Source organism: Streptomyces sp. NPDC002888 (genome assembly GCF_042888465.1).
Classification (GTDB): domain Bacteria; phylum Actinomycetota; class Actinomycetes; order Streptomycetales; family Streptomycetaceae; genus Streptomyces.
The window spans coordinates 248424-261997 of sequence record NZ_JBIAPU010000013.1 but is presented as its reverse complement, the minus strand read 5'-3'; the positions used below and the strand labels follow the sequence as shown (position 1 = coordinate 261997).

Here is a 13574-nt window from a genome sequence, read left to right as displayed (position 1 = left end):
CAGATGATGTTGTGCTGTACGGCGGGCCAGAACTGCGGGTTGTCGGTGAACAACTGCCGGAAGTTGTCCAGCCCCACCCATGTGATCGAGTCGAAGCCGATGCCGTCCCAGCTGGTGAAGGCCAGGAAGATCGAGGCGATGGCGGTGACCCAGACGAGGGCCACGTGCAGGACCGTGGGCACGCCCGCCATGAAGGCGAGCGTGATGCGGTCACGGCGGGTCAGCAGGCGCTTGCGGCCCCGCGCGACCCGCTTGGCAGGCGTGGGGCCCGGAGGCGGCACGGGGGCCGCCTCCGGGCTCTTCGAGGAGGTGTCGGTGGTCATGCGGAGGCGAAGATCGTCTTCTTCTGGCGCTCGATGGAGGACAGCAGACTGTCCACGCCCTTGGGATTCTGGAGGAACTTCTGCAGAGCGGGCTGCATCACCGTGGCGGTGAAGTCCGGCCGCGAGTCGCGGTCCATGAACTGGGTGAGCGACTTGGCGCCCGCGATCATGTCGAACGCCTTCTTCTGCAGCGGCGTGTACGCCGAGGTGTCGGCCTTGCTGGAGGCGGCCACCACGCTCGGGTCGCCCTTGAGGTAGAGCTCCTCGGCCGCCGGGCTGCCCAGGTACTCCATCAGCTTGACGACACCGTCGTGGTTCTTCGGGGCCTTGCTGACCATGAAGCCGTCGGTGGGCGCCTCGACGGTGTCCTGGCCGTACGCGGAGTTGATCTCCGGGAACGGGAAGAAGTCGAGGTCGTCCAGGTCGGCCTTGTTGGAGAACTGCTGGGCCACGAAGGAGCCCAGGAGGTACATGCCGGCCTTCTTCGACACCAGGGTCTGGGCGGCGTCCTGCCAGGTGCGGCCCATGAAGCCGTCCTGGTGGTAGGGCAGCAGCTCGGACCAGTGGTCGAAGACGGCCTTGACCTTGGCGTCGGTCCAGGCAGCCTTGCCCGCCATCAGCTCGACGTGGAAGTCGTAGCCGTTGAGACGGAAGTTGATCTGGTCGAAGGTGCCCATGGCCGGCCAGGCGTCCTTGTCGCCGAAGGCGATCGGGACCAGGCCGTCCTTCTTCATCTGCTTGCACAGGGCGACCAGCTGGTCCCAGGTGGTGGGGACCTGGTAGCCGTGCTGCTGGAAGACGCTCTTGCGGTAGAAGACCGCCCACGGGTACGTGGTCAGCGGCACGAAGTAGTACTTGCCGTCCTCGCCCTTGCTGAGCTTCTTCATCGCGTCGGGGAAGTTGCCCCCGATCTTCTCCCACACGTCGTCGATCGGGGAGGCGAGCTTCTTGGCCGCGAAGAACTGCATGCGGTAGCCGGCGAACCAGTTGAACACGTCGTCCGGCGTGCCCTGGAGGTAGGAGTTGATCTGCTCCTGGAACGTGTTGTGGTCCTTGGTGTTGACGTCGACCTTGATCCCGGACTGCTTGGCGAAGGCCGCGTAGATGTCCGCGAAGGCCTTCTTCGGCACCGCGTCCGACGCGTTGGAGCCGAGGGTGACGGTCTTCGAGTCGGCCGCCGTGCCGCTGCCGCCGCAGGCGCTCAGCAGAGGTATGCCCGCCCCCGCGAGGAGGGCGGCGCCACCGACGCCGCGCAACAGGGTGCGACGGCTGGGGGTGGGCAGGGAGAGTCCGGAGGGGGAGAGGTCGCGCATGAACGGCTCCTGAGGGCAGGGTTCGGCCACGGGGTGAGGCTGGCTGAAAAGCTGATCACGATCGACCAGAAATCAACTTGACCGAACACGGTGGCGCCATAACAGCCGTATGTACTGTCATGCGTCAAGAGTCGCTGCGTTCATTTGTCGAAACGTAATCGACACCATTGATCACCTATGGGGCGGCTGGTGATCATCTGTGTGAGGCGAACGCGCGAAGGGAGAGGTCAGGACCGGGTTCGGGATCGGTTAAAGGTAGAGACCAATTTGCCCGGTCGGCGTCTCCGTACGGCCCCCCGATGCCCCCGGCGCACCGGCTCGCGACCGTCCAGCTGGATCCAGAGCCGCACCTCGGTGCCGCCGAGGACCGATGAGCCGATCCGTACGTCCCCGCCCGTCGACTCCGCGAGCCGGCGCACTATGTCGAGGCCGAGGCCGGTCGATCCGTCGCTGCCTGAGCCGCGACCGCGCGCCATCGCGGCCTGCGGGTCGGATATGCCGGAGCCCGCGTCGGAGACGAGCACGATCACCGCGTCCTCGCCGTTGTGCACGTCGACCGCGAAGGCCGTGCCCTCGGGGGTGTGCCGGAAGACGTTGCCGAGCAGGGCGTCCAGGGCGGCCGCGAGATCCGCCCGGGCCACGGGTATGCGCACCGGCCGGTCCACGCCGGCCACCCGCACCTTGCGCCCCTCGTCCTCGGCCAGCGCCGACCAGAACGCCATCCGCTCCCGCACCACCTCCGCGGCGTCGCACCCGGCGCCCGGTCCGGCGGCCGCCGTCTGCGGCTTGGCCTCCCGGGCCGTACGGATGATCGTGTCGACCTCGCGCTCCAACTGCGCGACCGCGGCCCGGGTCTGCTCGGCGGCCGCACCGTCTCCCAGGGAGGCGGTGTTCAGCCGCAGCACGGTCAGCGGGGTGCGCAGCCGGTGCGAGAGGTCGGCCGCCAGCTCCCGCTCGTTCGCCAGCAGTTGGACGACCTGGTCGGCCATGGAGTTGAACGCGACCGCCGCCAGCCGCAGTTCGGTCGGCCCGTCCTCCGGCACACGCGCCCCCAGCTTGCCCTCCCCCAGTTCGTGCGCGCCCTCGACGAGTCGCCGCGCGGGCCGCACCATCCGCACGCCGAGCCGGTCGGCGACCGCGACCGAGCCGACGACCAGGGCGGCGCCGACCGCGGCGAGTACCGCCCACGCCGTGCCGACGCCGTTGCTGACCTCGGACTCGGGGACGTACACCTCGACCACGGCCATCGCGCCCGAGCTCAGCGCGACCGGCTGGAGCAGCGTCGAACCGCCGGGCACCTCGCTGGTGGAGGCCCGCCCCAGTCTCCGTACGGTCGCGATGTCCTCGTCGGAGGCGCGCTTGCGTCCGAGGTCGACGGCGGCCCGGCCGTCGGTCGCCGGGATGTGCACGGCCAGCCCCGCGTCGGAGCCCGCGGAGGCGACCACGCGCTCCAACTGGTCGCGCTCGGTGGTGATGGAGAGCGCCGGTACGACGGCAGCCGCCTCCCGCTCCGCGTTGGAGAAGGCGCGGTCGCGGGCCAGTTCCCTGACGACCAGGCCGAGCGGGACCGCGAAGGCGACCACGACCATCGTGGTGACCGCCAGACAGACCTTGACCAGCGCCCATCTCATCGCACCGGCTCCGTCTCTCCCGGTGGCTCCAGCTTCACGCCGACGCCCCGCAGGGTGTGCAGATAGCGGGGCCGCGCGGCCGTCTCACCCAGCTTCCGCCGCAGCCAGGAGAGATGGACGTCGATGGTCTGGTCGTCGCCGTACGACTGCTGCCACACCTCGGCGAGCAGTTCCCTGCGCGGTACGACGACCCCGGGCCGGCCGGCCAGGAAGGCGAGCAGGTCGAACTCGCGGCGGGTGAGGTCGAGGCGGACGCCGTCCAACTCGGCCTGGCGGCGCAGCGGATCGACGGTCAGACCGCCGACGCGCAGGACGCTGGACGGGGGTGCCTCACCGGCGCCCGCGCGGGAGCGGCGCAGCACGGCGGCGATCCGGGCCGACAGGTGCTCGACGGAGAACGGCTTGGTCAGGTAGTCGTCGGCCCCGGCGTTCAACAGCCGGACGATCTCCGTCTCGTCGTCGCGCGCGGTGGCGATGATCACGGGCACGTCCGTGATGCCGCGCAGCATCTTCAGCGCCTCGGAGCCGTCGAGGTCGGGCAGTCCGAGGTCCAGGATGACGACGTCGAAGCGGACATGGGCGACCTCGCGCAGCGCCTCCAGCGCGGTGCCGACGCTGCGCACGGTGTGTGCGGCGTCGGTCAGATGCCGGATGAGCGCCGAGCGTACGAACTGGTCGTCCTCGACCACGAGCACACTTGCCATGCGCGGCACCGTACGCCATGCCGACGGGCCGGACCGGGGGCTGTGGACAACTCCCGGACTGTGGACAACCGGTGGGGTATCCGTGAGGCCCGTGTGACGGGTGAGGTCGCGTGAGGCAGTATGACCGGGGTGCGCAGAGGACTCGTACACGTACTGGCTTGGGCGCTCGCCACGGGCGCGGCGGCCACGCTGTCGTGGTGGGGTGTGCACACGGTGCTCGCGGGCACGGCCTACGACCCGCCCCGCGCGCTGCCGGTCACGGCGGCCGACGCCACCACGCAGGACTCGGGGCCGCTGACGTCCGCCACCAACCGGCCGTCGCCGTCGCGCACTCCGTCGGCGAAGCCGAGCCGTACGCCCGCCACCCCGACGCCCTCCCGGACACCGGCCCGCGGCCCGAGCCCGTCCCCCACTCCCGCCGGCCAGGTCAAGAGCTACGACACCGACGGCGGGCGCGTGGTCTTCTCCCTCGGCAAGGCCTCCGCGACGCTCGTGTCGGCCACTCCGGGCACGACCTGGTCGATGCAGGTGTGGAAGACGGAAGCGTGGATCCGGGTGGAGTTCAGCTCGGGCGCGGACCGCGTGTCGGTGTTCTGCACCTGGCACGACGGACCGCCGCGGGTGGAGATCGGCACGTACTAGTCGCTCACGCGCACCGGGCGCTCAGCGGAAGACCGAGGGGGGCGGCGCGGGTGAGGCGACCGCCGCCTCGTCGGTCACCGGTGCGGCCCCTCCGGTGAAGTCGGTGAGCGTCCTGCCGTGCTCCAGCCGGGCGGGGTGCGGGTCGGAGGCGGCCCGACGGGTCAGCTCGGCGACCGGGAGGGGGCGGTCGGAGGCGACGAGGACCGCGTTGCCGAAGCGCTTGCCGCGCAGGACGGCCGGGTCGGCGATCAGGGCGAGTTCCGGGAAGCGGGCGGCGGCGGTGGCGATCTGGCCGCGCAGATGGGCGAGCGGCGGGCCGTCGGCGAGGTTGGCGGCGTACAGGCCGCCGGGGGCGAGGGCCCTGCGCACGTCGTCGAGGAACTCGGTGGAGGTCAGGTGGGCCGGTGTGCGGGCTCCGCTGAACACGTCGGCGATGACGAGGTCGGCCCAGCCGTCCGGCACCTTGCCGAGCCCTTCCCGGGCGTCCGCCGACCGCACCCTGATCCGGGCGTTCGCATCCAACGGAAGCTCTCGGCGGACCAGTTGGACGAGGGGTGCGTCCCGCTCGACGATCTGCTGGGTGGAGCGGGGGCGGGTGGCGGCGAGGTAGCGGGCGAGTGTGAAGGCGCCGCCGCCGAGGTGGACGGCGTGCAGGGGCTTGCCGGGCGGCGCGGCGAGGTCGATGACGTGTCCGAGGCGCCGCTGGTACTCGAAGGAGAGGAATGCCGGGTCGTCGAGGTCCACGTGCGACTGCGGGGCCCCGTCGATCAGGAGCGTCCAGGCCCGCGCCCGGTCCCGGTCGGGTATGAGCTGAGCGAGCCCACCCTCGACGGTCTCGACGACGGCGTCAGCGGCGGCCTGCCCGCGCCGGGTGTTCCTGGACTTTCCCATGGGGCCATTTTCGCAGGCGGGGAACGGTCATGCGCCCGCAGGCGGGACGGCTGAGCTTCATCTTCGGCTGTCCGCCGCCTCGATCAGCCGCGCCGCCTCCCCCAACGCCGCCCGCAGCACCGCGGGGTCCGTCGCCAGGTCCGCCTCCTCCGGGGGCAGCAGCCAGTCCGAGCCCTCCACCGGCGGCTCGGGGTTCAGCCGCAGCCCGTGCCCGTCGGTCTGCGTACATGTGCTGCCCGGCACGTCCCAGGCCGCCGCGGTCCCCGGTGGCACCACGAAGCCGAGCGTGTCGCAGCCGTCGTCGTGCAGGACGGGCCCGACCGCGTCCCCGGCGCCCCGTCGCAGGATGTCGACGGCCTCCAGGCCCTGTCGCGCCGGGACGGTGACCACGTCGCAGCCCACCCGGGGCGCCGCAGCGCGCTCCGCGGCCGACGCGCGCCCCGCCGCCGTCGTCGCCGGCGTACGAGGATCGATGCTCTGGCTGGTCTTCATCCCGGCCTCCACACACGGAACCCCTCTTGCAGTCCGCGGGGTTCAACGCGGCACGGCGTCAACGGCTACGGCGGAAGTCCGCCGCAAAGGATGGCAGTTCATGGCAGATCGTGGAGGAGATATCCGGTTTGTAGCCAAACACAGCGTGGCGGCACGGCCACAGCAGGTACGTTCTTGCCCGCCGGAAACGGGGTGTCACACGGACAACTCATTCCGAATCCGGCATGGTTCGACGGTTCGCACGAGAGGACCCGGCCATGGCGTCGTCAACGGTGAGTTCATCCGAGCCCAGTCGGCCACCGCGACCCAATCTCGCCTTCCGGCAGGTGCGCGGCCAGCGCTCACCGGCCGAGTTCGCCGCCCTGGTGCGGCGGGCGGCGCGCGAGATCGGGGAGCGGGTCTGCTGTGACGCGCGCTATATCGGCCGGGTGGAGGCGGGTGAGATCCGCTGTCCCAACTACGCGTACGAACGGGTGTTTCTTCATATGTTCCCCGGTCGCACGCTTACCGATCTCGGCTTCGCGCCTCGTTCGTCCGTACGCGGACGAGGAGCGCGCGCCGCCGAGGACGCGCCCCTCACGCAGACCACGAGCCCTGCGTACGCCTCTGGTGAGACGCGAGGGGCGCACGAGCCGTATGACACGCAGGACCCGTACGACAGGTACGACAACCACGAGGAGAGCGACGTGCTGCGTCGCGCATTCATGACCGGCGGGGGCGCCACGGTGGCCGCCGCCTCGCTGGGTCCCGTCGGGCTCGCCCCGGACGCGACGTCCGCGGGCCGGCCCGCGCGCCGCGTCGGCGCGGGTGAGGCGGGCGCCCTGGAAGAAGCCGTCCGCAGGATCCGGCTGCTCGACGACCGGCACGGCGCCGACGGACTCTACCGACGTGCGGCGGCCCCGCTGCGTGCCGCGTACGCGCTGCTGGACGCCGGGGTGACCCGGCAGGCAACCGCCGACCGGCTGCACTCGGGCGCCGGTGAACTCGCCATCTCCGTGGGCTGGCTGGCGCACGACTCGGGACGGTTCGACGACGCCCGCTCGCACTACGCGGAGGCGCTGGCGACCGCGCGGGTGAACGGTGACGCCGGCCTGGAGGCGCACGCCTTCTGCAACTCGGCGTTCCTCGCGCGCGACGCCGGACGACCGCGCGAGGCGGTCCGGGCGGCGCAGGCCGCACAGCGCGTCGCGCGCCCGCTGGGTTCCGCCCGGCTGATGTCCCTCCTCTCGCTCCGCGAGGCGGGCGGCTGGGCCGGTCTCGCCGACCGCTCCGGCTGCGAACAGGCCCTCGTCCGCGCGCAGGCCTTCTACGAGCGGGGTCCCTGCGACAACGACCCCGAGTGGATGAGCTTCTACGGCGAGGCCGAGCTGGAGGGCCTGGAGGCACAGTGCTGGTCCGCGCTGGGCGACTGGCCCCGGGCGGCACGGCACGCCCGGCGGGCGGCGGAGCTGCAGGACCCCCACTTCACGCGGAACATCGCGCTGTACACGGCGGAGCTGGCCGACGACCTGGCCCGAGGAGGCCGCCCCGACCAGGCGGCGGTGGCGGGGATGCGGGTGCTGGATCTGTTGGCGGAGGTCCAGTCCTCCCGCATCCAGACGATGCTGTCGGGAACGGCGCGCGTGCTGTTGCCCCACCGGCGGGCTTCGGGGGTCTCGGGCTTCCTGGAGAGACACGCGTCGCTGCCGCGCATGGCGTGACCGCTCAGCCCGTGACCGCTCAGCCTGCGCCCCGCTAAACCAGATGCCCCAGATCGTTCCAGGTCTCGATCGCGGGCTCCCCGTAGGCCCACCCCAGAACGGACAACGACGTCGGGTTCAGCCGGATCCGCGCCGCGAACTCCAGCGGCAGCCCCAGCCACCGCGCACCGATCGACCGAAGGATGTGCCCGTGAGCGAAGACCAACACGTCCCGCTCCTCCGCACGCGCCCAGGCGACAACCTCGTCGGCCCGCGCGGAAACCTCCCCCAGCGTCTCCCCGCCCGGAACCCCGTCCCGCCAGATCAGCCATCCCGGCCGGAGAGCCTGTATCTCCGCCGGGGTCATGCCCTCGTACGCCCCGTAGTCCCACTCCATGAGCGTGTCCCAGGTGGTGGCCCGCTCACCGAAGCCGGCGAGTTCGCAGGTCTCACGCGCGCGTGACAGGGGACTGGTGCGTATCTCGACGCCGGGCAGGCCCTCGAACGGCACCCGGTGCAGTCGCTCGCCGAGCAGCTTGGCGCCGCGTCGCCCCTCTTCGAGAAGGGGCACGTCGGTCCTGCCGGTGTGCTTGCCGGACAGCGACCACTCCGTCTGTCCGTGCCGGGCCAGCAGGATGCGCGATGCCATGGAGGACCCCTCCGGAAGAGACTTCAGACGGAACCCCTCCATCATCGCGCACCCCCCGCACGGGCAACCCGGGGGGCGATCCCTGCGTCTATCAGGGCCGGGGGCGCCCGGTGAGGGCGCGCACATACGCCGTAAAGTGGCACGGCCGGACCGCCGGACGCCGTAGGAACGAAGGGGGAGGCGAGCGGATGCCGCAGACCGAGACACCAGACATCGAGGCAGCATCGCGCACCCGCCTGCGCTGGTGGACCGAACTGCCGTTGATCCTGCTGGTGTACGCCTGCTACTCCGCCGGTCGGCTCCTCGCGCGGGGCGACGTCTCCTCTGCCGTCGACCACGGTCTGACGATCCTGCGCGTCGAGAAGTTCCTGCACGTCAACGCCGAGCACCCACTGAACCGTCTCTTCACGCGCGAGGCGTGGATAGGCGTGCCGGCCGACTTCTGGTACGCGTCGCTGCACTACCTGGTCACGCCGGCGATCCTGATCTGGCTGTTCCGCTCGCGCAAACAGCACTACCGCGCGGCCCGCACATGGCTGATGACCTCCACGCTCATGGGTCTCATAGGTTTCACCCTGCTCCCGACCTGCCCGCCCCGCCTGCTGTCGGCCGGCCACGGGTTCGTGGACACGATGGCCCAGTACAGCTCGTACGGCTGGTGGGGCAGCGAGGCGAGCGCACCGCGCGGGATGGGCGGTATGACGAACCAGTACGCGGCGATGCCGAGCCTGCACGTGGGCTGGGCGCTGTGGTGTGGGGTGATGCTGTGGCGGTACGGCCGCACACCGGCCGCGAAGGTCGCGGCCGTCGTCTACCCGCTGGTGACCACGATCGTGGTGATGGGCACCGCCAACCACTACTTCCTCGACGCCGTCGCGGGCGCCGCCGTGATGGGCGTCGGGCTCATGCTGGCGCCGCTGGTGATGCGCGGCGCGGACCGCGCCAAGGCGGGCTTCGCGACCCGGTTCGCGCCCGCCCCGGAGTCCGCCGCTGTGGCCTCTCGCGACGCACATGCCTCGATTGTCAGTGCCGGATGCCAGACTTCCACGGGTGAGCGAATTCCACGGCAGCGCGATGCGCGGTTCGGGTCAGGAGCCGAGCCGGGTGCCTCCCCCACGGACGCGGGGGACGGCGCTCCGGCACCGGCTCGCTGAGCTGCGCGGTCCCGACGTACCGGCCAAGGCGCTGGACGCCCGCGCCCTCGCGGCGCTCGCGGCGAACCCCGGTTGCAGACGGCGCGCGATCCTGGACGGCGCCGGGGTGAACAAGGCGGCGCTGGCGGGCGCGCTGGGTTCGCCGTCGGCCTTCGGGCAGTCGCAGTTCGCCCTCACACGTGGCAACGCGTTCGAGGCGAAGGTCAAGGCGGACGGCGGCGCCGAGTTGCTGCGGCTGGTGCACGAGCGGCTGGATCCCCGGGCCGAACCGCCCGCCGACGCGCGCGTGCCCGACCTGTCCGCGATCGGCCCCGAGGGCCGCACGGCGCGTACGGCGCTGGAGCTGCGGGAGGCCACAGGGGCGCGCGGCGCCTGGACGCTCCTCGACCACCCGATGCTGGCGCTCGACGTCGCCGGCTCCCCCGCGTTCCTGGAGCCGGACGCCGTCGTCGTGCACCCCGACGGCAGCTGGACGGTCGTCGAGATCAAGTCCTTCCCGATGGTGGACGGTTCGGCGGACCCGTCGAAGGTCGGCGCGGCCGCCCGGCAGGCGGCGGTGTACGTGCTGGCGCTGGAGGACGTCGCCGCGCGACTGGATCCGGCCCCGCGCGTGCGCCACCACGTCCTCCTGGTCTGTCCCAGGGACTTCTCCAACCTGCCGACCGCCTCCGCGGTCGACGTCCGCAAGCAGCGCGCGGTCACCAGCCGTCAGCTGGCCCGCCTCACGCGCGTGCAGGACATCGCCGACGCGCTCCCCGAGGGCACGTGCTTCTCCCCCGACCTTCCGGCCGAGGAGCTCACGGCCGCCGTCGAGTCGGTCCCGGCGGCCTACGCGCCGGAGTGCCTGTCCGCGTGCGAGCTGGCCTTCCACTGCCGCGACCGCTCCCGCGCGGACGGCGCGGTGACCTCCCTGGGCCGCTCGGTCCGCGCCGAGCTGGGCGGCCTGACAACCGTCGAGGACGTCCTCGCTGCGGCGCGCGGAGAGGCCGGGGACCCGCACGATCCGGCGGTCGCGGCGCTGCGCCGGGCGGCCGAGCTGCGGGCGGAGGCCCTCGGCGAAGGGGTGGGCGCGTGTCGCTGATCACCACCCTCGCCCGCCTCGAGGCCGTCACCACCGGCCGCGCCCGACCCACCGCCACCGTCCGGCACCGGCACCTGTCCGACCGGCCGCTGGTGTTCGTGCCGCTCACCACCGCCGGTGAGGCCGGCGCCCCGCTCGGCGCGCTGGTGGGCACCGACCGGGATGCCCCGCGCCTGCTGGTCGTACCGCAGCCGCGCGACCGCGACCTCAGGTTCGCGTTCCTCGCCGAGCTGGCCGACGTCGTCCTGCCCTACGTCGACGCGTACGCCGACAGCGTGGAGGCCGCCGAGCGCAACGAGACCGATCCGGAGACCGGCAAGCGGGTCAAGGTCGAGGTCGAGCTGTGCGCGGACGCCCCGCAGCTGGTCGTGCCGAGCCGCGCGGGCGTCGACTTCGTGCGGCTGCTGGGGCGCTCCATGCGCTTTCGGCGTACGGCGGAGCAGGAACCGGAGGCCCCGCATCCCGCGCCGCCGCGCGTGCCGTTGCTGGGCCGGTGGCTGACCCACTTCGGGGAGCGGGCCCGGGTGCCCGGCTCCTCGCTTCTGCTCGCCCTGACGGAGGTGCTGGCCCGGAACTGGGCGACCGGCCAGTCCACCCTGGAGGACCAGCACCTGGGCGCGCTCATGGCCTGGATCGACCATCCCCCGGTCTCGGCTTCGCTCGACCGGGGGGACCCCCAGCGAGCAGCCTCGGGCGCCGAGGCGGCACTGCGGGCCGAGGTGGGCCGGGACGCCGAGGGGCAGCTGCTGTGCCCGCCGGCCGGCCCGGCCACCGACCCGGCGTTCGACAACAAGCTGCTCGCCCCGGCCATCGAGCGCTACGACCGCGCGCGTACCGCCCTCGCGGCCGCCGAGGACGGTCTGGAGGCGGATGACCGGCTCGGTGCGCTCACCGCCGCGGAGCGGGAGATCCGCGCCCTGGTCGAGAGCCGTACGCGGCCCACCTGGGACGCGGTGTGGCGCGGCCTGGACCTGCTGCGGGCGCTGCCGGAGGGGGCGCACGTCGAGGAGCGGTGGACGCGCGACCGCTGGTCGTTCACCGGTCACCGCGACCGTGTCCTGGCCGGCGAGCCCCCGCAGCCGCGCCGCGACGACGCGGTCACCGCCGCCAACAAACTCGCCACGCGCGAGCGCGAGCAGGCCCGCCTGGAGGCGCAGGAGGCCCTCGACGACCCGCTGGTGATGGCGGGGCGGCGGCTGGCCGGAGAGGCGTTCGCGGGCGAGGTCACGGATGTCGTCATGGCGTACAGCGAGGGCAAGCGGCCCAGCCCGCGCCCCCTGGTCACGGTCCGCACGGACGACCGGCCGCACCTCGGGCAGCGGGCGAAGGTGTACCGGTCCCTGGGCGGGAAGCCGCAGGCGGCGGAGTTCGTCGGGGACGAGGGCGACGGTCTGGTCGTGCTGCGGATCGTCGACAAGATGGGCCGCGGCAAGGAGCCCGAGGTCGGTTCGGTGCCCGAGAAGGGCGACCGGGTCTGCTTCACGCTGTTCGAGCACGAGCAGCGGGGCGGCGCGAAGCTGCCCGACCCGGAGGAGACACCATGGACGCACGGCGGCCCACCGGGTGAGGCGGCCGCCGTGCCGGAAATCGCCGACCCCGTGACCGAGGAGGACGTCCTGTGACCGCGCCCCAGGCCGAGGAGGCCGCGTCCGGCTCCGCGCGTGCCACCGCGCCTGCCTTCGACCCCGGTGCCGCGGCCACGCGGGCCACCGACGCGATCCTGCACGACACCCTGCACGGCTCGGCGCGGGGTGTGGTCGTCGACTCCCCGCCCGGCGCGGGCAAGTCCACCCTCGTCGTCCGCGCGGCACTCGAACTCGCCGACGCGGGACGCTCCCTGATGGTGGTGGCGCAGACGAACGCCCAGGTCGACGACCTGGTGCTGAGACTCGCCGAGAAGAACCCCGAGCTGCCGGTCGGCCGGCTGCACAGCAGCGACGCCGACCCGTACGACAAGGCGCTCGACGATCTGCCGCACGTCCGCAAGTCGGCGAAGGCGGGGGACCTGACCGGGCTCCCGGTCGTGATCTCCACGGCGGCCAAGTGGGCGCACGTGAAGACCGACGAGCCGTGGCGGCACGCGATCGTCGACGAGGCGTACCAGATGCGCTCCGACAGCCTGCTGGCCGTGGCCGGGCTGTTCGAGCGGGCGCTGTTCGTGGGCGACCCGGGGCAGCTGGACCCGTTCGCGATCGTGGGCAGCGAGCAGTGGGCGGGTCTGTCGTACGACCCGTCGGCCTCCGCCGTGTCGACCCTGCTCGCGCACAACCCTGAACTGCCGCAGCACCGCCTCCCGGTGTCCTGGCGGCTCCCGGCGTCGGCCGCGCCGCTGGTCTCCTACGCGTTCTACCCGTACACCCCGTTCCGCAGCGGCACGGGCCACGGCGACCGCCGTCTCTCCTTCGCCGTCGCGTCGGACGGCTCCGGCACCGACCGGGTGATCGACGAGGCCGCGGAGTCCGGCTGGGGACTGCTGGAGCTGCCCGCCCGGCACACCCCGCGCACGGACCCGGAGGCGGTGCGGGCGTTGGCGACGGTCGTACGGCGCCTGCTCGACCGGGGCGGCGCGGCCACCTCGGAACGCTCACCGGACCCGGCTCCCCTGACCGCCGACCGGATCGCGGTCGGCACGGCCCACCGGGACCAGGCCGCGGCGGTCCGGGCAGCGCTGGCGGACCTGGGCGTCACGGACGTCACCGTCGACACGGCCAACCGGCTCCAGGGCCGGGAGTACGACGTGACGGTCGTCCTCCACCCCCTCTCCGGCCGCCCCGACGCCACAGCCTTCCACCTGGAGACGGGCCGCCTCTGCGTCCTCGCCTCCCGTCACCGCCACGCCTGCATCGTCGTCTGCCGCGCCGGCGTCGGCGACCTCCTGGACGACTACCCGTCGACGGAGCCGGTCCAGCTGGGGACGGTCGTGAAGTTCCCGGACGGTTGGGAGGCGAATCACGCGGTGCTGGCGCATCTCGGGGAGCATCGCGTGCCGTGGCGGGCCTGAGCCGGCTCACCCGT

The 13574-nt window shown here is 72.6% G+C and carries 12 protein-coding genes and 1 pseudogene; 6 read left to right on the top strand and 7 right to left on the bottom strand.

Annotation, left to right across the window (positions count from 1 at the left end):
• The 4 genes and pseudogenes from ACFYWX_RS22775 to ACFYWX_RS22760 form a co-directional block, all read right to left on the bottom strand.
• Positions 1-323 (bottom strand): annotated as a pseudogene (locus tag ACFYWX_RS22775) (sugar ABC transporter permease); the annotation flags it as partial.
• Positions 320-1636: an ABC transporter substrate-binding protein gene (locus ACFYWX_RS22770; RefSeq protein ID WP_389425882.1), complete on the bottom strand. Its 1317-nt coding sequence runs from the start codon at positions 1634-1636 to the stop codon at positions 320-322. The gene ACFYWX_RS22770 and the pseudogene ACFYWX_RS22775, both read right to left, overlap by 4 nt.
• Before the next feature lie 227 nt (positions 1637-1863).
• Positions 1864-3267: a sensor histidine kinase gene (locus ACFYWX_RS22765; protein ID WP_389425881.1), complete on the bottom strand. Its 1404-nt coding sequence runs from the start codon at positions 3265-3267 to the stop codon at positions 1864-1866.
• Positions 3264-3971 carry a response regulator transcription factor gene (locus tag ACFYWX_RS22760; protein ID WP_389425880.1) on the bottom strand — a complete coding sequence of 236 codons (708 nt, stop codon included), beginning with the start codon at positions 3969-3971 and terminating at the stop codon, positions 3264-3266. The genes ACFYWX_RS22765 and ACFYWX_RS22760 overlap by 4 nt, the downstream gene beginning before the upstream one ends.
• A gap of 129 nt (positions 3972-4100) precedes the next feature.
• Between ACFYWX_RS22760 and ACFYWX_RS22755 the strand changes: the two genes are divergently transcribed.
• On the top strand, positions 4101-4613 hold the full coding sequence (locus tag ACFYWX_RS22755) for a hypothetical protein (RefSeq protein ID WP_389425879.1): 513 nt from the start codon (positions 4101-4103) through the stop codon (positions 4611-4613).
• Between the two features lie 21 nt (positions 4614-4634).
• On the opposite strand, the gene ACFYWX_RS22750 is transcribed toward ACFYWX_RS22755, so the two are convergent.
• Positions 4635-5504: a spermidine synthase gene (locus ACFYWX_RS22750; protein ID WP_389425878.1), complete on the bottom strand. Its 870-nt coding sequence runs from the start codon at positions 5502-5504 to the stop codon at positions 4635-4637.
• A 57-nt stretch (positions 5505-5561) separates the two neighbouring features.
• Positions 5562-5996, bottom strand: coding sequence for a hypothetical protein (locus tag ACFYWX_RS22745; RefSeq protein ID WP_389425877.1), 435 nt, complete (start codon positions 5994-5996; stop codon positions 5562-5564).
• Positions 5997-6253: 257 nt separating this feature from the next.
• Between ACFYWX_RS22745 and ACFYWX_RS22740 the strand changes: the two genes are divergently transcribed.
• Positions 6254-7696 carry a hypothetical protein gene (locus tag ACFYWX_RS22740; RefSeq protein WP_389425876.1) on the top strand — a complete coding sequence of 481 codons (1443 nt, stop codon included), beginning with the start codon at positions 6254-6256 and terminating at the stop codon, positions 7694-7696.
• Between the two features lie 34 nt (positions 7697-7730).
• Here ACFYWX_RS22740 and ACFYWX_RS22735 read toward each other — a convergent pair whose 3' ends face one another.
• Entirely contained in the window at positions 7731-8324 is a 594-nt protein-coding gene (locus tag ACFYWX_RS22735; RefSeq protein WP_389425875.1) for a histidine phosphatase family protein, read from the bottom strand.
• Positions 8325-8512: 188 nt separating this feature from the next.
• Here ACFYWX_RS22735 and ACFYWX_RS22730 point away from each other — a divergent pair, with 188 nt between their 5' ends.
• From ACFYWX_RS22730 to ACFYWX_RS22715, 4 genes are read left to right on the top strand one after another with little or no spacing between them, the layout of a single operon-like run.
• Positions 8513-9478 (top strand): phosphatase PAP2 family protein, encoded by a 966-nt coding sequence (locus ACFYWX_RS22730; RefSeq protein ID WP_389425874.1) that lies wholly within the window; start codon positions 8513-8515, stop codon positions 9476-9478.
• Positions 9429-10559 (top strand): hypothetical protein, encoded by a 1131-nt coding sequence (locus tag ACFYWX_RS22725; protein ID WP_389425873.1) that lies wholly within the window; start codon positions 9429-9431, stop codon positions 10557-10559. The genes ACFYWX_RS22730 and ACFYWX_RS22725 overlap by 50 nt, the downstream gene beginning before the upstream one ends.
• Positions 10550-12181, top strand: a complete 1632-nt coding sequence (locus tag ACFYWX_RS22720) for a hypothetical protein (protein WP_389425872.1) — start codon at positions 10550-10552, stop codon at positions 12179-12181. Before ACFYWX_RS22725 ends, ACFYWX_RS22720 begins: the two co-directional genes overlap by 10 nt.
• Entirely contained in the window at positions 12178-13560 is a 1383-nt protein-coding gene (locus ACFYWX_RS22715; RefSeq protein WP_389425871.1) for an AAA domain-containing protein, read from the top strand. The genes ACFYWX_RS22720 and ACFYWX_RS22715 overlap by 4 nt, the downstream gene beginning before the upstream one ends.
• The last annotated feature ends 14 nt before the right edge of the window (positions 13561-13574 follow it).